Genomic DNA, 21,702 nt, shown 5'->3' on the forward strand with positions numbered 1-21,702 from the left:
ATATTTGGATTTTTGATAAAAAAACCACAGTTTTTGATAATAAATCGACCTCATGAAGAATAAAACCTCTCAAATTAGTGTTCATAGAGACTACTTTCATCAAAAACGGAGCTCGATCGCTAGTTTTTCCCTCAATACATTTAAAAACGACCTTCAAACGCTGGTTTTTGCCTCAATTTAGCCAAAAAATATCGTTTCAAAACAAAATTCCCATTCGATTCATCACTACAACATCGTTCCAAAACAAATTTATTTCCTATCTGTTCAGAAACATCGTTCCAAAACCAATCTCCCACTCAATTCCCCCAAAATAAACCTCCGACATTGATGGCCGCCCCTTACTAACCCCAAAACTCACCACTGCAAAATAACTCCTCCAGAAAACGTCCCCATAGAAATCCTCCCACCCTCCTTGTGGATATTCCTTTTTAACCCGGTTTATTGTTATTCACATGTGGATAAGTTAAAATAATAGAGATCATATAAATTACCTGTGGATAATCACAAGCGTGAAAAAACTACATTCTTTTGATTTAAAAGGCTTTGTGATATTCTAATAATTTGGGGTAACTATACTCATTTAAATTTCATTCGTTCATATAAATTTCAACTAGACAAAAAAGAGAGGTGATAAGAATGGAATTTGATACTATTGCAGCGATTTCGACACCGATGGGTGAGGGGGCGATCGCCATCGTCCGTTTGAGTGGGGATGAAGCCTTCGATATCGGTGCGAAAGTGTTCCGGGGGATGAAGGGGAAGTCGATGAAGGAATTCGATTCCCATACGATTCATTACGGACATATCATCGATCCGGGTACCGACCAGGTTGTCGAGGAAGTGATGGTTTCAGTCATGAAGGGACCGAAAACATTTACCCGTGAAGATATCGTTGAAATCAATTGCCATGGAGGCCTTGTCTCTGTGAATAAGGTACTTCAGCTCGTCCTTAAGCACGGAGCAAGATTGGCGGAACCCGGTGAATTTACGAAGAGGGCGTTCCTGAACGGACGGATCGACTTATCGCAGGCGGAGGCCGTCATGGATTTGATCCGGGCGAAAACCGATAGAGCGATGAATGTCGCATTGAATCAAATGGAAGGTCGCCTATCCAATTTGATCAGGAAGCTGCGTCAGGAGATCCTGGAGACCCTTGCTCACGTCGAGGTGAATATCGATTATCCTGAATATGATGATGTCGAAGAGATGACGCATGATGTCTTGATGGAGAAATCAAGGCATGTACGTGATGAACTCGATAAACTGATCAGGACATCCGAACAAGGGAAGATTCTGCGGGAAGGGCTATCCACCGTCATCATCGGACGTCCGAACGTTGGTAAATCTTCATTATTGAATAGCCTTGTTCATGAAAATAAAGCGATTGTGACCGATATTCCGGGTACGACCCGGGATGTTATCGAGGAATACGTGAATGTACGCGGGGTGCCGCTCCGCCTTGTCGATACGGCAGGGATCCGTGAAACGGAAGATATCGTTGAGCGGATCGGTGTGGAAAGGTCCCGACAAGTGTTGAAGGAAGCGGATCTTATCCTTCTAGTCCTGAATCATGCGGATGAACTGACTCATGAAGATGAGCAGCTTTTCGAAGCAGTGAGGGGCATGGATGTCATCGTGATCGTGAATAAGACGGATCTTGAACGCAAGATCGATATGGATAAAGTGCGGGAGCTAGCAAAGGAGCATCCGCTTGTAACGACGGCTTTACTTGAGGAGGAAGGGATCGATGAACTGGAAGAAGCCATTTCATCCCTCTTCTTTGCAGGTTCGATCGAAGCTGGGGACATCACCTATGTTTCGAACAGCCGCCACATTGCATTGTTGAATCAGGCATCCGATGCCATCAACGAAGCCATCAATAGTGTAGAAATGGGAACTCCGATCGACATCGCCCAGATCGATTTGACAAGAACGTGGGAGTTATTAGGTGAAATCATTGGTGAAAGTGTCCATGAAAGCCTGATTGACCAGTTATTTTCTCAATTCTGCCTAGGGAAATAAACATAAATTTATCAGGATGGGAGATCCCGTCCTTCAAGGAGGAAACAATTGACCATGCAATATGACGCAGGACAATATGATGTCATTGTCATTGGTGCTGGACATGCTGGTGTCGAAGCAGGACTCGCTTCTGCCCGTATGGGAGCGAAAACGTTAATGGTGACCATCAATCTAGATATGGTTGCCTTTATGCCTTGTAATCCATCCGTCGGTGGTCCGGCAAAAGGAATCGTGGTGCGTGAAATCGACGCACTCGGTGGCGAGATGGGTCGTAATATTGATAAAACGCATATCCAAATGAGGATGTTGAATACAGGGAAGGGACCTGCCGTTCGTGCTTTAAGGGCACAGGCAGATAAATTCCTTTATCAGAATGAAATGAAGAGCACGCTTGAAAATCAAGAGAACCTGACCCTACTTCAAGGAATGGTCGAGGAATTGATTGTCGAAGACGGTGAATGCAAAGGGGTCGTGACCATGACCGGTGCCGCCTATCGGGCGAAAACGGTCGTCATCACAACCGGGACATTCCTGCGCGGTGAAATCATTCTTGGAGACTTGAAATATTCAAGCGGTCCGAATAATCAGCAGCCATCCATCCGACTAGCGGATCATCTTCGCGAGCTCGGCTTTGATACTGTCCGTTTCAAGACCGGTACGCCGCCGCGTGTGAACAGCTCATCAATCGACTATTCGAAAACCGAAATCCAGCCGGGTGATGATGTACCACGCGCTTTCAGTTATGAAACAACGAAATATATCACGGATCAGCTGCCATGCTGGCTGACGTACACAAACGAAGAAACTCATAAACTAATCGACGATAATCTACATCGTTCGCCGATGTATTCAGGTATGATAAAAGGGACAGGGCCTCGTTATTGTCCGTCCATTGAAGATAAAGTCGTCCGATTCCATGACAAGCCCCGTCATCAAATTTTCCTTGAGCCGGAAGGAAGGAACACGCAGGAAGTCTATGTCCAAGGGTTATCGACAAGTCTTCCAGAAGACGTACAACAGAAAATCCTTTCTACCATTCCTGGCCTTGAAAAAGTACAGATGATGCGTGCCGGTTATGCCATCGAGTACGATTCAATCGTGCCGACGCAATTGTGGCCGACACTCGAAACGAAAAAGATCAAGGGCCTTTACACTGCAGGCCAGATCAACGGGACGTCCGGATATGAAGAAGCTGCAGGTCAAGGTCTGATGGCCGGGATCAACGCTGCATGCCGTGCCCTTGATAAAGAAGAGGTCATCTTGAGCCGCTCCGATGCCTATATCGGTGTATTGATCGACGATCTTGTCACGAAGGGTACAAATGAGCCGTATCGCTTACTGACTTCCCGTGCGGAATATCGATTATTACTCCGTCACGATAACGCAGATCTCCGTCTGACGGACATCGGAAAACGCATCGGCTTGATTTCCGAGGAAAGATTCGAACGTTTCACGGCCAAGAAAGAAGCGATTGAAGCGGAGAAAGAGCGTCTCGGAAGCATCCGGATCAAGCCTGTCGAAGAAACGCAGGCCGTCATCCGCGAAGCAGGCGGAAGTGAGTTGAAGGACGGGATCCTGGCGATCGATCTATTGAAGCGCCCTGAAATGAATTACAGCCATATCAAGCGACTTGTACCAAGTGAGACCGAGCTGACTGCCGATGTGGAAGAGCAGGTTGAAATCCAAGTGAAATATGAGGGCTATATTGAAAAATCCCTTCAACAAGTCGATAAACTGAAGAAGATGGAAAACAAGAAAATCCCTGAGAACATCGATTACGAAGCAATCAGCGGGTTGGCTTCGGAAGCAAGGCAGAAACTGATCGAAGTCCGTCCTCTTTCCCTGGCGCAGGCGTCAAGGATTTCAGGAGTCAATCCTGCCGACATCTCGATCCTGCTTGTTTATATCGAACAAGGGAAAATTGCGAAGGTTTCAGGCGACCAATAGATAAAGGTAGGGTTATACAATGAATATAGACCAATTCCAATCCATGCTCGAGGAGAAGGGGATCTCCCTTTCTCCCTCCCAATTAGATCAATTCGAGCGATACTATGAAATCCTTGTCGAGTGGAACGAGAAGATGAACCTGACCGCGATCACCGATAAGGAAGAAGTCTATCTAAAGCACTTCTATGATTCAATCAGTGCAGCATTCTTCATTGATTTCAGCGAAGTGAAAACAATATGTGACGTAGGAGCAGGTGCAGGATTCCCAAGCATCCCGCTTAAGATCTGTTTCCCTCATTTACATATATCCATCGTCGATTCATTGAACAAGCGCATCACATTCCTGAATCATTTATCAAACGAATTGGGACTTACGAATACACACTTCTTCCATGACCGGGCAGAGACGTTCGGCAAGAAGAAGGAGCATCGTGAGACATATGATCTCGTCACGGCAAGGGCAGTTGCCAGAATGTCAGTCTTAAGTGAACTCTGTCTCCCGCTTGTGAAAAAAGATGGATATTTCGTCGCGATGAAAGCATCCAACGCAAATGAAGAATTGAACGTCGGGAAGAAAGCAGTCGCGACCCTTGGGGGACAAACCGAAAAAGTATATTCATTTGTCCTTCCAGAAGAAGAAAGTGAACGCAATATCGTCAAGATCAAAAAAGTAAAAGAAACACCTAAAAAATACCCGAGAAAACCGGGTACCCCAAATAAATTGCCGCTAGAATAAGAGTGGACCCCGGATCCAGTACCTCATCACTCTGGTATACTGGTCCGTGGGGATTTGTCGATACGAGGCAGGAACTTGTCATCGTGTAAAGAATACTATTATAGGGAGTTTCTTAAAGGTGGTGTAGGAAGATGAAGCATCCTTTCTCTCGTTTTTTTGGCCTAGGTGAAAAGGAGCAAGATGTTGAATCTGAAGAATCAAGTGTAGTGGAAGACCGAGATGAGGTTAAGAAAATACCGGTAGCTCAAATCGTTCCTAATCGCTTTCAACCAAGAACCGTCTTCAATGATGAAAAGATAGAAGAGCTATCCAGAACGATACACACACATGGCATCATCCAGCCGATTGTCGTCAGGCAGGCGGATGTTGATCAGTATGAAATCATTGCAGGGGAACGACGGTATCGAGCAGTACAAAAGCTCGGCTGGGAAACCGTTCCGGCCATCGTCAAAAATCTCAGCGATACTGAAACGGCTTCAGTCGCTTTGATCGAAAACCTGCAAAGGGAAGAGCTTTCCCCCATTGAAGAAGCGATCGCGTACGGGAAGCTGCTCGAATTGCATAACCTGACACAGGAAGCACTTGCTCAGCGCTTAGGAAAAGGACAGTCAACGGTGGCAAATAAGCTTCGTCTCCTAAAGCTTCCTGAAGAAATCCATCATGCATTATTGGATAAGAAGATCACTGAACGGCATGCACGTGCGCTCATCCCTCTGAAAAATCCCGAGAAACAGATCCAGCTGCTCGGAGAAATCATTGAGAAAAACCTCAATGTCAAACAAACAGAGGACAGAGTCGTGAAAATGCAGGAAGGCTCCGCACCGAAACCGAAGCCGAGGCGCAAAGCTTTTTCAAAGGACATGCGTATCGCCGTCAATACAATCCGTCAATCGCTCTCCATGGTGTCCGACAGCGGCATCAACCTCAACGCCGAGGAAGAAGAGCACGACGAATTCTATCAATTTACCATCCGCATTCCTAAAAAGAAATAGATTCATAAAAAGCGAGAAACAGAGATAGATTGTTTCTTGCTTTTTTTACTTTTACGAAAAGTATTCATGATTGTCCTGTACATCACGCTGTTGGTTTCCGTGAAAGACTTCGTTTCCGCGGGTGACCCGTGAGCCTCCTCGTCGCTACGCTCCTGCGGGGTCTCACATGGGCCACTTCTCCCGCAGGAGTCTTCGTCTTTCACTCCAACCAACAGCTGTAACCGGTGGGAACTGTGTGAGCTCTTAAAAATGAGTAAGACACATTGAAGAGCCATCAATATCGAGTGGTGATTTAAAGGATATAATCACTTATATAAAACAAATAGAATATTTGTGAGTTACACCCAACGTAAGGAACGGTCAATGATCATCCCTTCACTTATTAATGAGGACAGAAAAATAATTTCCACGGAAATATGACAAATTTCACCAATGTTTTCCTTGGCTTCTAAGGAAGACAGGAATGTTCCGAATGAGCTTTCAATATTTTCAAAAAAAGAAACAGACATTCTTCCCCGAATTTTGATAGAATAGAAGAATACTGTGGAGAAAAAACGACCATACTTGGACGTCAAAAGGTAGGTGACAACCTTGGGAAGAATTATAGCGGTGACCAACCAAAAAGGCGGCGTGGGTAAAACGACCACATCTGTCAATCTGGGTGCGTGCTTGGCATACATAGGACAGAAAGTGCTGCTTGTCGATATCGATCCCCAAGGAAATGCCACGAGCGGTGTTGGAGTGGAAAAAGGTGATGTTCAGCAATGCATCTACGACGTGTTAGTCGATGATGTCGATGTGATGGACACGATCAAGCAATCGAAAGTAGAGAATTTGTCGATTGTGCCTGCAACCATTTCATTGGCGGGAGCCGAAATTGAACTCGTCCCCACCATCTCTCGTGAAGTACGATTGAAGAAAGCTTTGGAAAAAGTAAAAGAAGAGTTTGACTATATCATTATTGACTGCCCTCCGTCTCTTGGGCTTTTGACCATTAACGCGTTGACGGCTTCCGACGCTGTCGTGATCCCCGTTCAGTGTGAATATTACGCACTGGAAGGATTGAGTCAGCTGTTAAGCACCGTCCGCCTGGTCCAGAAACACCTCAATCATGACTTGATGATCGACGGTGTACTCTTAACGATGCTTGATGCCCGGACCAATCTTGGGATCCAAGTAATCGAAGAAGTGAAAAAGTATTTTCAAGATAAGGTATATCGCACAATCATCCCGCGTAATGTCCGCTTGAGTGAAGCACCGAGTCACGGTGAACCCATCATCATCTATGATGCAAAATCCAGGGGAGCGGAAGTGTATTTAGAATTGGCAAAGGAAGTGGTGGCGAATGGCTAAAGGTTTAGGGAAGGGCATTAACGCCCTCTTTCAAAATGTACAAACCACTCAGAATGAAGAAAACGTTCAAGAAGTGAAGCTGAAGGACATACGCCCGAATCCTTATCAACCACGGAAAATCTTTGACCCTGCTGCAATCGAAGAATTAAAGGAATCGATCCTTGAACACGGGATCCTTCAGCCGATCATTGTCAGGAAAACCATTAAAGGCTATGAAATCGTCGTAGGTGAACGACGCTATCGAGCAGCGACGGCTGCGAAGCTTGAAACTGTGCCTGTCGTTGTCCGTGAATTGAATGAACAGCAGATGATGGAACTTGCCGTGTTGGAAAACCTTCAGCGGGAAGATTTGACCCCGATCGAGGAAGCGGCGGCATATCAGTTGCTGATGGATAAGCTGAAGATCACCCAGGAGGAAGTGGCAAAGCGCCTCGGAAAAAGTCGGCCGCATATTGCCAACCATATCCGTCTCCTTTCATTGCCTCAACCTATCCAGGAATTGATTTCGGAAGGGAAATTGACGATGGGGCATGGCCGGGCACTTCTTGGGCTGAAGAATAAGAAGAACCTATCGGCACTGGTGAATCGCATCCTCAAAGAATCACTGAACGTCAGACAGCTCGAAAAAATCGTCGGTGAGATGAACGGGAATGTTTCACGTGAAACAAAGAAACCGGAATCGAACAAAGATGTATTCATTAAAGAACAAGAAAGCATGCTGCGTGAGCGTTTCGGTACAACCGTGACGATTAAACAGTCCAAGAAAAAAGGGAAAATCGAGCTTGAATTTTTCTCGAAAGAAGATTTGGATCGGATTCTGGAGTTATTGCAGGATCGGTAAAAAGAGAATAGATGATCTAATAAAAGGGCTGCCTTCTATATTGATGGTCAGTCCTCTTCCCTTTTTTACTCAACTGTCATGTACATAAAAAGAAGAAAGACGCTAGTCTGGATAAGGGGAAAAGGTATGGTACTATTAGGAACGATCGTTAATGGAATCTGTATTGTGATTGGCACAGTGCTCGGAATCTTTCTTCACCGCATCCCAGAAAATATGAAGGGAACGGTGATGAAGGCCATCGGATTGGCGGTGGTGGTCCTTGGGTTGCAAATGGGACTCAAAAGTGAAAACTTCCTGGTCGTCATCATTTCGCTTGCTCTCGGTGCAGCATGGGGGGAGTGGATGAATCTCGAAGATAAGCTGAACGAAGTCGGGACATGGCTCGAGAAAAAACTCGGAAGCAAAAAGGAAACGAGTATCTCGCAAGGGTTTGTTACGGCGACCCTCATCTTCGTAATCGGGGCAATGGCCGTGATTGGAGCCCTTGACAGCGGTATACGCGGCGATCACGATGTCCTTTATACAAAGTCGATCATTGATGGATTCACATCCTTGATTTTAACGACGACGCTCGGGATCGGCGTCATGTTCTCTGCAGTCCCGGTCATGCTGTATCAAGGGTTGATTGCCTTGTTTGCCACTCAAATCCACCAGTGGGTCCCTCAGGAATTGATGGATGCTTATATCGTCGAGATGACGTCTACGGGCGGTATCATGATTTTCGCGATCGGACTCAACCTGCTCGGTGTGACAAAGATACGAGTAGCCAACTTGTTACCTGGAATCGTGGTGGTGGCGATGGTGATCGGAGTCATCCACGCAACCCAACTATATAGTTGATTTGAACATGAAAAAACGGGAGTGGCAGCACTCCCGTTTTTCTTATATCAATGGAGTTCTTCTCTCCATTTTTCAATATTTACGGCATTACGGCGTTCGATGATTTCTTCGGCTAGCACGATCGCTTCCACCATCGTTTTCGCCATCTTCATCACGAGGTTCAATCGTGTATTCTGAAGGACAAAGAATTCCATGAATCCACTGACATTGACGATTCCTGTCAGATGCATGACCCCGACCTCCGGAAGTTCTTTGTTGACACCTGCACCCGGCTTTAAAGGTCCGTTGCTCAGTTGGATCGCCCCGACGCTTTTCAATCTTCCGAGGCAGGCATCAATCCCGATGATAAAGGGATTCACGTGCTTTTTACCAATCTCCCGCATTTTTTCTTCAAGGTTGACGGCATGGATCGGATCATCCAAGGTCCCGTATACATGGAAAATCCCCATCGTCTGTTCTTCCAGAAGGGAGCCCACCAGAGGACCTAATGAATCCCCCGTTGAACGATCCGTCCCGATGCATACGAACACAATCGGACGAGTACGATAGAGAGTCGGAAGCATGGTGGATAGTTGAACAGAAAGATCCCTGGCTGCATGCTCATCTTGATGATAGACCCTGAATGGTTCGGATTTCCGTTCAAATAATCCTTTTTTTATATTCATGACTTCCACTCCTTTGAATAGTAGGTTTGCAGGAACATGTATATTGGGAATACGCGCTGACGGTCAGGTTTATAAACCTATTTTCCCATCGGGACGAATACATAAATGAATCGACTCCATTTTGCGAGAAGGCTGGGCACTCGAGGTTGCCCTACGATTTCTTTTTAACAGTATACGGACGAATTCGTTTTTTCATACATAAGACCGGGCCATTTTTCATAAAATAAAAAATTTCGCTATTATTCTTGCCATGTAGGTTAGAACTACCCAAGCATAGGGAAACTTGTTAGAATAAGATTACTCAGTATATGGAGTTGGTGAATGAACTTATGAATGATACAAAAGCTGAATTTGAAGATCAGGCAAATAAAGCCTTTGATAAATTGATTGATAATCAGATGTGGATCGATCTTGGGCAAGGGGCGATCAAAATCGTCGCCATCTTGCTGATTACATACATTGCGTTGAAGCTCGGCCGTACGGCGATCCGGAATGTATTCAGGGTGCGTTCGAAGGCACCGCTTAAATTCTCACAGCGCCGTGAAGCGACGCTTTTGAAGCTGCTTGAAAATGTGCTGGCATATGTGGTGTATTTCATCAGTTTGATGACCATCCTTTCTACGATCGGCATCGATATCAAAGGACTGATCGCGGGTGCCGGGATCGTCGGTCTCGCCATCGGTTTCGGTGCGCAGAACCTTGTACGCGACATCATCACCGGTTTCTTCATCATCTTTGAAGATCAGTTCTCGGTCGGTGACTATGTCCGGATCGGTTCAGCCGAAGGGAATGTCGAAGAAATCGGTCTTCGCACGACGAAAATCAAAAGTTGGACCGGGGAACTTCATATTTTCCCGAATGGGAACATCACCGAAGTGACGAACTACTCCATCCATAATAGTATTGCCGTCGTCGATGTCAGTATCGCCTATGAGGAGAACATTGAAGAAGCTGAACAAGTCATTCAGGACCTATTGATCACCCTTCCACAAAAATACGAGGATCTCGTGAATCCACCTGAACTATTGGGTGTCCAGACACTCGGTGCTTCCGACGTGGTGATCCGCATCGTGGCGGAGACCGTCCCGATGAGGCACTGGTATATCGCCAGGATGATCCGCAAAGATGTGAAGCTGATCCTCGATAAGCACGGCATTGAAATTCCATTCCCTCGAATGGTAATGTATTCGAGAACAGAAGAGAATGAGGCACTGCCCGTTAATGAAAAGAAAAGAGAATTCGAGCAATAGGAGGAAGGCAAATGGAGCAAAAGACATTTCAACTGAATGATATCGTAGAAATGAAAAAGCCTCACCCTTGTGGGACAAACCGCTGGAAGGTCATCCGGCTGGGAATGGATATCCGTATCAAATGCGTTGGCTGCGGACACAGCGTGATGATCCCAAGAAGGGAATTCACGAAAAAAATGAAAAAAGTTCTCGAGACTTCTCAGGAATAGTTACTACTTTCATACCCATATCCCTTATGGCGTAATCCTTTTGACTGTCCTGCGCTCATCTTTATCAGGCACCTTTCTCATGACGGAGGGTGTCTTTTTTCATTTCGCTGCACCGATAACGGCTACTTGTCTTTTTGCGCCATTATCTCTATAATTGTGAAGGGTTCGACCATTTAGAAGTAGTATCATCAATCACGATTTTTCATAGATAAGAACAATAATGAGGAGTGACCGAATATGGCATTGACAGCTGGTATCGTTGGGCTGCCGAACGTTGGTAAATCAACGCTTTTTAACGCAATCACGAAAGCAGGAGCAGAATCTGCTAACTATCCTTTCTGTACAATCGATCCGAACGTGGGCATTGTTGAGGTGCCTGATCACCGTTTAGATAAATTAACTGAACTCGTGGATCCGAAGAAAACCGTCCCTACGGCTTTTGAATTCACTGATATCGCAGGAATCGTCAAAGGGGCAAGTAAAGGTGAAGGACTAGGGAATAAATTCCTTTCCCATATCCGCCAGGTCGATGCGATCTGTCAGGTTGTCCGCTGTTTCGCAGATGACAATATCACGCACGTAGCCGGAAAAGTGGATCCGATCGCGGATATCGAAGTCATCAACCTTGAATTGATCCTTGCCGATCTTGAAACGGTCGATAAGCGTCTTGCGCGCGTTCAGAAGATGGCCAAGCAAAAAGATAAAGAAGCGGTATTCGAGCATGAAATCCTCGTGAAACTGAAAGAGGTCCTTGAAGCAGAGCAACCTGCACGTACGGTTGAATTCTCCGAAGAGCAAGCGAAGCTTGTGAAGCAACTTCACCTTCTTACATCAAAGCCGGTCCTATACGTGGCGAACGTAAGCGAAGATGAAATTGCCGATCCTTCTGAGAATGAATACGTTCAACAAGTTCGTGAATTTGCAAAAGAAGACAACGCGGAAGTCATCGTTGTTTGTGCGAAGATCGAATCTGAAATCGCAGAGCTAGACGATGAAGAGAAAGCGATGTTCCTTCAAGAGCTTGGAATCGAAGAATCCGGTCTTGATCAGTTGATCCGCGCAACCTACTCCCTTCTAGGCCTTGCTACTTATTTCACGGCAGGTGTACAGGAAGTCCGCGCATGGACATTCCGCGAAGGCATGAAAGCCCCTCAATGTGCCGGAGTCATCCACTCCGACTTCGAAAGAGGCTTCATCCGCGCCGAAACCGTATCCTACGATGACCTGGTAGAAGCAGGAACAATGGGAGCGGCCAAAGAAGCCGGAAAAGTCCGCCTTGAAGGTAAGGAATATCTAGTAAAAGACGGAGATGTCATTCACTTCCGTTTTAATGTATAAGAGTTTTAACAGGCCGGGGGTGACTCCGGTCTTTTTTATTTGGATAATTTATTCGGTTAGACAGCAAGTAGTATTTTGTTAGGATACGTTGACGTTCTGTTATTTAAAAACGATTCTAGCTATTGATTGGAGTGGGAGGCGAAGACTCCTGCGGGAAAAGCGAGACAGTTGAGACCTCGCAGGAGCGCAGCGACGAGGAGGCTCACCGCTCGCCCGCGGAAAGCGAAGCCTCCCGCGGAAATCAATAGCGGTATTTAAAACCATATGTTAATAAAATCTATCAGAAATCCTACGGCATATTGCAATACTAGAAATACTATGCTATAATTTTATTTCGTGAGTAATGAACGCATTGCTCCTTGTCCTTTCACAAAGAAAGGACCGCATAGACCACGAGGAGGTGACATTCAGATGAGAAAGTACGAAGTTATGTACATTGTCCGCCCAAACATTGACGAAGAGTCAAAGAAATCAGTTGTTGAGCGTTTCGATAACGTTTTATCAACAAACGGTGCGGAGATCATCGAGTCAAAAGATTGGGGTAAACGTCGTTTAGCGTATGAGATCAACGATTTCCGTGATGGTTTCTACCAACTAGTGAAAATGAACGCTAACACTGAAGCCGTTAACGAATTCGATCGTTTGGCTAAGATCAGTGACGACATTATCCGTCATATCGTTGTTAAAGAAGAAGAATAATCCGAACGTTTTAATAAACAACTTCTCTACCTGTTTCTTAAGGAATAGGATGCTAGAAGGAAGGGGTTGATTCTGATGATGAACCGAGTTGTATTAGTAGGGCGTTTAACCAAAGACCCTGAATTAAAATATACTCCGAATGGAGTGGCTGTTGCATCGTTCACACTTGCCGTGAATCGTAGTTTTACGAATCAATCAGGAGAACGTGAAGCAGATTTTATTAATTGCGTTGTATGGCGTCGCCCTGCAGAGAATGTAGCAAACTTTCTTAAAAAAGGCAGCTTAGCTGGCGTTGACGGTCGCATCCAGACGCGTAATTTCGAAGGACAAGATGGACGCCGTGTGTTCATGACGGAAGTCGTGGCGGAAAGTGTTCAATTCTTGGAACCGCGAAATGCGAGCCAAGGCGATCGTGGAGGAAGTCCGGGCTATTCGGGTGGAGGTCAGCGTGACCAAGGAAATCCTTATAGTCAGAATCAGAATCAACAGCGCAACAACAATAACTATACACGTGTAGATGAGGATCCATTTGCAAATGACGGTCAGCCGATCGACATTTCTGATGATGATCTGCCATTCTAAACGAACGATACGAATAATCCAAAATGATAGGAGGCGAATCACATGGCAGGAGGACGTAGAGGTGGACGTAGACGCCGTAAGGTATGCTACTTCACAGCAAACGGAATTACTCACATCGATTACAAAGATGTGGATCTTCTAAAGAAATTCATCTCTGAGCGTGGAAAAATTCTTCCACGTCGTGTAACTGGAACTAACGCTAAGTACCAACGTAAGTTGACTCGTGCAATCAAGCGCGCTCGTACTATGGCACTACTTCCATACGTTAGCGGTGAATAATTGACCGGTGAAAGCAGCAGGGACTTTGTCCTTGCTGCTTTTTTTGACGTTTTTGGATCTTTTAGAGAGGTTTTTCATCATTTATATTGGTTTTTAACTGATAAACTGGCAGTTACTTGATGTTAAGACCTTATCTTGTCTATTTTTAATGAAAAACCAGGTGTATACGGTGTGGAAAGTTGTTATATTATCAAAACTAGAAAGATATTATCAAAAACAATGGTTTTATTATCAAAAATCCAATTATATTATCAAATCGCCTCCGTGCCTCCTCCTTGGCCCAATCAGACCCCGTTTCGAGACCGAATCCGCCACCAATACCAACGCCCGCTTCTCGCCCTCTTAAAATAGTCAAATAGTCCTACTGTATACCCCGTCCATTCCCCAAAACCCTATTAAACCTTGACGAAACCTGTCGATAAAGTACAGGAGAAAAGGTATAGGTTTAGGGGGTATTGTAATGAAAAAAGAGAAAGAAAAGAAGAAACGGCACAAAAGTGGCTCTCTGAAGCTATCCTCGATAAGGGCGAAGCTGATCATGGTCTTCTCCATCCTATTTATTGCGTCACTGATCGCAATCATTGCGATCACAGGCTGGCAGACAAGGATGAAGACGGAGAATCAGGTGATCGGCCAGACGCAGGGAGTGGTGAAGGAGCTGAATAGTTCGGTTCAGCTTTTTCTTGAGCAGTATGAGAAGAGCCTGAATCAGTATTCGGTGTCGAATGTGTTGAAGAACTATTCGAAAGCGCAGCTTGATCCTGAGACGGATGCAGTACAGGATACGGAGTTATATGCGGATATTCAGTCGGATTTTAACAATTATCTCGGCTTGTATGAGGAGGCGACTTCCATTTATGTCGCATCTCCGAATAAGGAATTGAAGATTGTTCCTGCGGTCGATCTGCCGGCTGACTTTGACCCGACAAGCCGTGATTGGTATAAAGCGGCGGTGGATGCGAAATCAGGCGTTGTATGGAGTGAGCCTTACATCGATACGGCGACGGAGGAGTATATCATCACGGCGTCCAAGGCGGTGGTGGCCGATAATAAAATCATCGGTGTCATTGGTGTGGATGTGAATCTGACTCGATTGACTGATCGCGTTGCCGATATGGAGCTAGGTTATGAAGGATATCCGTTCTTATTCGGACTCGATGGAACGGCGATTGTCCATCCGACAATGCGAGGTGAGAATCTATCCGACCTCCCGTTCATTAAAAAGATGCTGGATTCGGAGAAGAAGGAAGGCACGATTCATTATGAGTTGGACGGCGAGAAGAAGGTCCTCGTCTACAATACGGTGCCTAAGACGAATTGGAAAGTGGGGTCTGCCTACGAGCGGGACGCTTTACTTCAATCGTCGAAGGAAATCGAACGCATGCTGATCTTAACCGGTGGAGCGGCGCTTGTGGTCATGTTGGTGATGGTTGCGTTTGTATCGAATAAGATGACCCAGCCGATCAAGCAGCTTCAGAAAACGGTGACGGAAGTGGCGACGGGTGATCTCTCCATCCAGACAACCATCAAGTCGAAGGATGAGACGGGCCTTCTTGCCGCCGATTTGAACAAGATGATTGAAAGCATGAGGGGGACACTCAAGGTCGTTCAGGAATCGGTCTGGAATGTCCGTCAATCAGCGGAAAGCCTGAGTGCGGTTTCAGAGGAAACGAATGCGTCGAGTGAAGAAATGGCGACGGTCGTCAGTGAAATCGCTCATGGCGCACAGCAGTCAGCCTCGGATTCCGAACAGGCACACCAGAAGTCAGAGCTGCTCGGTACGCGGATCAATGAAGTATATGATCAATCGAAAGTGATGGCCGACATGGCCGGCAAGGCGGATGAAATCAACCAAACCGGGATGCACCAAGTGAAAGAATTGGTGAATGCGTATCACACGTCAAACGAGTATATTTCTTCCATGGAAAAAGTGATCGGAAGCTTGGAATCGAAGGTGAAGACGATTGAGTCGGTGATGGAGACGATCACTGACATATCCGCCCAGACCAATCTGCTTGCACTGAATGCAAGCATCGAAGCGGCGAGGGCTGGCGAACATGGTAAGGGCTTTGCCGTGGTGGCAGACGAAGTCAGGAAGCTTGCCGATCAGTCTGTACGGGCCACAGAGCAAGTAAAGAGCACGATCAATGAAATTCAGCAGGGGTCCAATCAGGCAGTCGATGAAATGGCCAAGACGAAGGAAACGTTCGAAGTTCAATTCGGGGTCATCCAGAATACGAATGAAGTATTCGATCAAACGTCTGCCCTGATGAAAACGATGCAAAATGAAATTGAGAAGATGTATGAACAAATCCGCCAGATCAATCTTGATAAAGATGAAGTGGTCAATGTGATTCAATTGATGGCATCGACCGCTGAACAAACGTCGGCTTCGTGCGAAGAGATGAACGCTTCTTCAGAAGAGCAGCTACGAGCGATTCATTCCGTCACGCAAGCAGCGGAACAGCTGACCGACCTGAGCCAGGAGCTGCAGGATTCGATCGAGCGTTTTAAAATTCAGTAAGCCATGAGATGCCCCGGCATCATCCTTCATTGACCAGAAAAGGAATACTCCCTTTGGCAGGGAGTATATACTAATGGTAAGAAGGATGACGCCGGGGCTTATTTTTTTGAATAAGGGAAAGATGTATAAACAAGCGGTTAAGATGAAATTCATCGTTAAAATTGATATGATTATCCTGATAAAGTTGTTTGAATTAATGTTGGGAGCGTTAAATGTTGAAAAATAACTCTGTGTTAACGGAAGGGGCACTCTTACTTGCCTTCTTCACGGTCTTATTGCTGGTGGCGGTCTATGTACCGATCATCGGGATTGCGGCATCACTTATATTACCATTGCCACTCATGCTCTTCAGTTCCAAATACTCGCTTAGGAATTCCTTGTTTGTATTCCTCGGCTCGCTCATACTCGGCTTCATCGTGGGAGGACCGATTGCGCTTCCGATTGCCTTTGCCGTTGGATCGACGGCTCTTGTGATGGGATGGGGAATCAGGAATCACTGGAATAAGATGAGGATCTTCATGGCGGCTACGTTCGCGTTATTGATCAATATTGTGCTCGGGTTCGTCAGCTCGATTGCCCTCTTAGGTGTCAACATGGTCGAGGAGAGCTTGAATGAATCAAGGGATACATATACGTCATTATTTAATGGATTGGGTCAGGAGACCGATCAGGCACTGAAGGAAAGCATGAATGATTCCATCGATTTGATCCAGACCCTGACGCCTGCGATGTTCCTTGGGATCGCTGCTGCCACCGCCCTCTTGTTCATCTGGGTGAACTTTCCCCTTTTGAAGAAGCTGGGGGTCACGGTACCGGCATTCAAGCCGTTCAGGAAATGGGTCCTTCCGAAAAGCATCCTATGGTACTACCTGATCGTCCTGATCGTCCCGATATTCGCACAGCCTGAAGAGGGGACGTACCTTTTCAATGCGGTCATGAATGTCCTGTATGTGCTTCAGACGCTGCTTGCCGTCCAGGGCTTGTCATTCCTTTATTTCCTGGGTCATCATAAGGGATGGTCGAAGGGGATTTTGATCTTATTGACCATCATTTCCATTCCCCTCCTTTATCTCGTGAGAATTTTAGGTATAATTGACTTAGGATTCAATCTTAGACAACGCCTACAACGTAAGTCATAGATCTTTCAATTTTAAGTTCCAGGAGCTGAAATCATGCCATCTTATTTTAATAAGCGAATGATCCGGTACCCTTTGTACGGTCTAGCTATATTAACAGCTCTTTTGTTAGTATCAGTCGCTTTTTACAAATGGATTATTTCGTTAATCGGGTTGATTGTCTTTGGAGGTGCGTTTTTTCTCGCCTTTTATTTTGAAAAAAGGTCACACGAGGAAACGGAAGAGTACATCTCCACCTTGTCCTACCGGGTGAAGCGTGTCGGTGAAGAGGCGCTGATGGAGATGCCGATCGGGATCATGCTGATCAATGATGAGTACTACATAGAATGGACGAACCCTTTCCTGGCGTCCTGCTTCAATGAGGATTCGGTCGTGGGAAGGTCCCTTTATGATGTGGCAGAGAACCTTGTGCCCCTCATCAAACAGGAAGTGGATTCCGAGATCATCACGATGAACGAACGGAAGTATCACGTCATATTGAAGCTCGAAGAAAAGCTATTATACTTCTTCGATGTGACGGAACAGAAGGAGATCGAGAAACAGTATCATGAAGAACGCACGAATATCGCAATCATCTTCCTGGACAATTATGACGAATTGACTCAGGGGATGGATGACCAGACCCGAAGTAGCTTGAACAGCATGGTCACGTCGATCTTGAATAAATGGGCGAAGGAATACGGGGTATTTTTAAAAAGGGTGTCTTCCGAACGGTTCATTGCCGTCATCAATGAGAAGATCCTACAAGTGCTTGAAAAAGAGAAATTCGGCATCCTGGATGATGTGCGGGATACGACGTCCAAGCAAAATGTCCCACTTACACTGAGCATCGGTGTCGGGACGGGGGTTTCGTCCCTTCCAGAGCTCGGGACACTGGCACAGTCGAGCCTTGACCTTGCCCTTGGCCGCGGAGGCGACCAGGTGGCCATCAAGCAGACGAACGGGAAAGTGAAGTTCTACGGCGGTAAAACGAACCCGATGGAAAAGCGGACCCGTGTACGCGCACGCGTCATCTCGCATGCCTTGAGGGAAACGATGATTGAAAGTGATAAAGTCATCATCATGGGGCATAAGCATCCCGATATGGACGCGATCGGAGCGGCCATCGGGATCCGTAAGGTCGCCCAGATGAATCAGCGCGAAGGCTATGTGGTGCTGAACTTCAATGAAATCGATAATGGCGTCAAACGGATGATGAAGGAGATCAAGAACAATTCCGATCTTTACTCCAGGTTCATCACACCGGAAGAAGCGCTCGAGATGGCAACCGACGATACGTTGCTCGTGGTCGTGGATACACACAAGCCGTCGCTTGTCATTGAAGAAAAGCTGTTGAACAAAATCGATAAAGTCGTCGTCATCGACCATCACAGGCGCGGTGAAGACTTTATTAAAAATCCGCTGCTCGTCTATATGGAGCCATATGCTTCCTCGACGGCGGAACTGGTGACGGAACTCTTAGAGTATCAGCCGAAGCATGAAAAGATTTCGATGCTTGAAGCGACGTCCCTCTTGGCGGGGATCATCGTGGATACAAAAAGCTTCACGCTCAGGACCGGGTCGCGGACGTTCGATGCGGCATCCTATCTCCGTGCGCAAGGTGCGGATACGGTCCTTGTCCAGAAGTTCCTGAAAGAGGATGTTGAAACGTATATCAAACGGGCACGCCTCATTGAATCGGTCGAGTTCTACCATGAAGGTGTGGCGATTGCGAAGGCCGACGACAATACCATCTATGATTCCGTCCTGATCGCACAGGCGGCAGACACGCTCTTGACGATGGATGAGGTCATCGCCTCTTTCGTCATTTCAAAACGAGAGCCTGATGTGATTGGGATCAGCGCACGTTCCCTTGGGGATGTGAACGTCCAGATCATCATGGAAAGCCTGCACGGAGGCGGCCATTTAACAAATGCCGCGACGCAATTGAAGGATCTGTCGGTCGGTGAGGCAGAATATAAGCTGAAAGAAGCGTTAGATGAATATTTCGAAGGGAGAAAAGAGACATGAAAGTAATTTTCTTAAAAGATGTTAAGGGTAAAGGGAAAAAAGGCGAAGTGAAAAATGTCGCTGATGGATATGCACATAACTTCCTGTTGAAAAAAGGTCTGGCTGTCGAAGCGACGAATGCCAATATGGGACAGCTTGAAGGTCAACAGAAGAAAGAACAGAAGCTTGCAGAGGAAGAGCTTCAAGAAGCGAAGAACTTAAAAGCGACGCTTGAGGAACTGACGGTCGAGATGAAAGCGAAATCCGGTGAAGGCGGACGTCTTTTCGGTTCCATCACAAGCAAGCAGATCGCCGATGAGCTGAAAAAAGCACACGCGATCAAAGTGGACAAGCGCAAGATCGAAATGAACGACGCAATCCGTTCATTAGGCTTCACAAATGTACCAGTGAAGCTTCATACAGACGTGATGGCTACCCTAAAAGTCCACGTCACGGAAGAATAAACTTCACAACTTACGAAATTTGGTAACTTCATTGAGCGAAAAACATGATAAAATGAGAATAGATTGATACAAAATGTGATCTGGATTTTTTCCCGATCACATTTTTTCGGTAATAAATATCTTCCAATGGTTTTTCGAAATGGAGGTCATGAATAGATGAACGAGATGTTACAAGAACGGATCCCACCTCAGAATATCGAGGCGGAACAAGCGGTACTCGGTGCGATCTTCCTGGAGCCGAGTGCGCTGACGACGGCTTCTGAAGGCTTGATCCCTGAAGATTTCTATCGTCACTCTCATCAAAAGATTTTCAATGTCATGCTGAAGCTTGGGGACGCCGGTAAGGCGGTCGACCTCATCACGGTGACAGAGGAACTGGCTGCCGCGAAGGAACTCGAGGACGTCGGCGGCGTTGCTTATCTGAGTGAGCTCGCCGGTTCCGTACCGACGGCTGCCAATATAGAATATTATGCAAAAATCGTAGAAGAAAAGTCCTTGCTGCGCCGATTGATCCGGACGGCGACCGACATCGCAACCGACGGATATACCCGTGAAGACGAAGTCGATGCCCTCCTCGGTGAAGCGGAGAAAAACATCATGGAAGTCGCCCAGCGAAAGAATGCCGGAGCCTTCCACAATATCAAGGATGTACTCGTACGTACGTATGACAATATCGAGACCCTGACAAACCGTAAAGGGGACGTAACCGGGATCCCGACCGGGTTCGCGGACCTCGACCACATGACGGCCGGATTCCAGCGAAATGACTTGATCATCGTCGGAGCCCGTCCATCGATGGGTAAAACCGCCTTCGCCCTGAATATCGCCCAGAACGTAGCGGTCAAAGCGAAGGAAAACGTCGCGATCTTCTCCCTTGAGATGGGTGCAGAGCAGCTTGTCATGCGTATGCTTTGTGCCGAAGGGAACATCAACGCACAAAACCTCCGTACCGGTGAACTGACCGACGAAGACTGGAGAAAGCTGACGATGGCGATGGGGAGCCTCTCGAATGCCGGGATCTTTATCGATGATACCCCGGGGATCAAGGTCGGCGAAATCCGCTCGAAATGCCGCCGCCTCGCGCAGGAACACGGCCTCGGCATGATCCTGATCGACTATCTGCAATTGATCCAAGGGAATGGCCGCGGAGGAGAGAACCGTCAACAGGAGGTTTCTGAAATCTCCCGTTCCTTGAAAGGACTCGCCCGTGAGCTACAGGTGCCGGTCATCGCCCTTTCTCAGCTTTCCCGTGGAGTCGAGCAGCGTCAGGACAAGCGTCCGATGATGTCCGACATCCGTGAATCGGGAAGTATCGAGCAGGATGCCGACATCGTCGCCTTCCTGTATCGTGAAGACTATTACGACCATGATGCCGAGAACAAGAACATCATCGAAATCATCATCGCCAAGCAGCGTAACGGTCCTGTCGGGAACGTATCGCTCGCGTTCGTCAAGGAATACAATAAATTCGTTAACTTGGAGCGGCGGTTTGATGATTCGGGCGTTCCGCCTGGTGCATAGTGAATCGAAAAAACCAAGCGTGTGGTGCACGCTTGGTTTTTTGTTTTTTAGGAGGAATGACTTATATCTTAGCTTCTGGACGCTGGAGCTAGACCTGCAGCAGTCATCGTCTTCGTTTTGGCATCCAATTAATTGCTGGAACCGATTATTTGAGCTTTTTTAAAAAATCTTTTGGCAAATTAATGGTTTTGTTGGGAGATACGTTGTAAAAGTTGCATTCTAGAATGTAAGTCTAGGTTGTTGTGATAGGTATTGGGGTATTTTTGGGCTCTATATTATTAAAACCCACACTCTTATTATCAAAAAACGAAATAT

Annotated in this window: 19 protein-coding genes; 18 read left to right on the top strand and 1 reads right to left on the bottom strand. The window is 46.5% G+C overall.

Going from position 1 to position 21,702, the window contains the following annotated elements; all coding sequences use genetic code 11:
• Window positions 1–636 precede the first annotated feature (636 nt).
• From mnmE to LCM10_RS07820, 7 genes are all read left to right on the top strand, one after another.
• On the top strand, window positions 637–2,022 hold the full coding sequence (gene mnmE, locus LCM10_RS07790; RefSeq protein WP_224875683.1) for a tRNA uridine-5-carboxymethylaminomethyl(34) synthesis GTPase MnmE: 1,386 nt from the start codon (window positions 637–639) through the stop codon (window positions 2,020–2,022).
• 54 nt (window positions 2,023–2,076) lie between these two features.
• Window positions 2,077–3,969 (top strand): tRNA uridine-5-carboxymethylaminomethyl(34) synthesis enzyme MnmG, encoded by a 1,893-nt coding sequence (mnmG, locus tag LCM10_RS07795; protein WP_224876376.1) that lies wholly within the window; start codon window positions 2,077–2,079, stop codon window positions 3,967–3,969.
• 19 nt (window positions 3,970–3,988) lie between these two features.
• Complete coding sequence (gene rsmG / locus LCM10_RS07800; protein WP_224875684.1) at window positions 3,989–4,705, top strand: 16S rRNA (guanine(527)-N(7))-methyltransferase RsmG; 717 nt, start codon at window positions 3,989–3,991, stop codon at window positions 4,703–4,705.
• Between the two features lie 131 nt (window positions 4,706–4,836).
• Window positions 4,837–5,697 carry a nucleoid occlusion protein gene (gene noc / locus LCM10_RS07805; RefSeq protein ID WP_224875685.1) on the top strand — a complete coding sequence of 287 codons (861 nt, stop codon included), beginning with the start codon at window positions 4,837–4,839 and terminating at the stop codon, window positions 5,695–5,697.
• Between the two features lie 591 nt (window positions 5,698–6,288).
• Window positions 6,289–7,050, top strand: coding sequence for a ParA family protein (locus tag LCM10_RS07810; RefSeq protein WP_224875686.1), 762 nt, complete (start codon window positions 6,289–6,291; stop codon window positions 7,048–7,050).
• A complete protein-coding gene (locus LCM10_RS07815) occupies window positions 7,043–7,891 on the top strand; it encodes a ParB/RepB/Spo0J family partition protein (RefSeq protein ID WP_224875687.1) in 849 nt (282 codons plus the stop codon). Before LCM10_RS07810 ends, LCM10_RS07815 begins: the two co-directional genes overlap by 8 nt.
• 126 nt (window positions 7,892–8,017) lie before the next feature.
• Window positions 8,018–8,731, top strand: coding sequence for a DUF554 domain-containing protein (locus LCM10_RS07820; RefSeq protein ID WP_224875688.1), 714 nt, complete (start codon window positions 8,018–8,020; stop codon window positions 8,729–8,731).
• Window positions 8,732–8,778: 47 nt separating this feature from the next.
• On the opposite strand, the gene yyaC is transcribed toward LCM10_RS07820, so the two are convergent.
• Window positions 8,779–9,396, bottom strand: coding sequence for a spore protease YyaC (gene yyaC / locus LCM10_RS07825; protein ID WP_224875689.1), 618 nt, complete (start codon window positions 9,394–9,396; stop codon window positions 8,779–8,781).
• 329 nt (window positions 9,397–9,725) lie between these two features.
• Between yyaC and LCM10_RS07830 the strand changes: the two genes are divergently transcribed.
• The 11 genes from LCM10_RS07830 to dnaB all read left to right on the top strand — a co-directional run bounded on the left by LCM10_RS07830 (window position 9,726) and on the right by dnaB (window position 21,387).
• On the top strand, window positions 9,726–10,646 hold the full coding sequence (locus LCM10_RS07830; protein ID WP_224875690.1) for a mechanosensitive ion channel family protein: 921 nt from the start codon (window positions 9,726–9,728) through the stop codon (window positions 10,644–10,646).
• Window positions 10,647–10,657: 11 nt separating this feature from the next.
• Window positions 10,658–10,855: a DUF951 domain-containing protein gene (locus LCM10_RS07835; RefSeq protein WP_224875691.1), complete on the top strand. Its 198-nt coding sequence runs from the start codon at window positions 10,658–10,660 to the stop codon at window positions 10,853–10,855.
• Window positions 10,856–11,092: 237 nt separating this feature from the next.
• Complete coding sequence (gene ychF / locus LCM10_RS07840) at window positions 11,093–12,193, top strand: redox-regulated ATPase YchF (protein ID WP_224875692.1); 1,101 nt, start codon at window positions 11,093–11,095, stop codon at window positions 12,191–12,193.
• Window positions 12,194–12,604: 411 nt separating this feature from the next.
• Window positions 12,605–12,892 carry a 30S ribosomal protein S6 gene (rpsF, locus tag LCM10_RS07845; protein ID WP_224875693.1) on the top strand — a complete coding sequence of 96 codons (288 nt, stop codon included), beginning with the start codon at window positions 12,605–12,607 and terminating at the stop codon, window positions 12,890–12,892.
• 75 nt (window positions 12,893–12,967) lie between these two features.
• On the top strand, window positions 12,968–13,474 hold the full coding sequence (gene ssb, locus LCM10_RS07850) for a single-stranded DNA-binding protein (protein ID WP_224875694.1): 507 nt from the start codon (window positions 12,968–12,970) through the stop codon (window positions 13,472–13,474).
• A 42-nt stretch (window positions 13,475–13,516) separates the two neighbouring features.
• Window positions 13,517–13,753 (top strand): 30S ribosomal protein S18, encoded by a 237-nt coding sequence (rpsR, locus tag LCM10_RS07855; protein ID WP_175989837.1) that lies wholly within the window; start codon window positions 13,517–13,519, stop codon window positions 13,751–13,753.
• A 460-nt stretch (window positions 13,754–14,213) separates the two neighbouring features.
• Window positions 14,214–16,277, top strand: coding sequence for a methyl-accepting chemotaxis protein (locus tag LCM10_RS07860; RefSeq protein WP_224875695.1), 2,064 nt, complete (start codon window positions 14,214–14,216; stop codon window positions 16,275–16,277).
• A gap of 212 nt (window positions 16,278–16,489) precedes the next feature.
• Complete coding sequence (locus LCM10_RS07865; protein ID WP_224875696.1) at window positions 16,490–17,416, top strand: YybS family protein; 927 nt, start codon at window positions 16,490–16,492, stop codon at window positions 17,414–17,416.
• Between the two features lie 33 nt (window positions 17,417–17,449).
• Window positions 17,450–19,423, top strand: coding sequence for a DHH family phosphoesterase (locus LCM10_RS07870; protein WP_224875697.1), 1,974 nt, complete (start codon window positions 17,450–17,452; stop codon window positions 19,421–19,423).
• Window positions 19,420–19,866, top strand: coding sequence for a 50S ribosomal protein L9 (gene rplI / locus LCM10_RS07875; protein WP_224875698.1), 447 nt, complete (start codon window positions 19,420–19,422; stop codon window positions 19,864–19,866). The genes LCM10_RS07870 and rplI overlap by 4 nt, the downstream gene beginning before the upstream one ends.
• 156 nt (window positions 19,867–20,022) lie before the next feature.
• A complete protein-coding gene (gene dnaB / locus LCM10_RS07880) occupies window positions 20,023–21,387 on the top strand; it encodes a replicative DNA helicase (RefSeq protein ID WP_224875699.1) in 1,365 nt (454 codons plus the stop codon).
• Window positions 21,388–21,702 lie beyond the last annotated feature (315 nt).

This window comes from Rossellomorea aquimaris, from assembly GCF_020171925.1.
Lineage (GTDB): Bacteria > Bacillota > Bacilli > Bacillales > Bacillaceae_B > Rossellomorea > Rossellomorea aquimaris_F.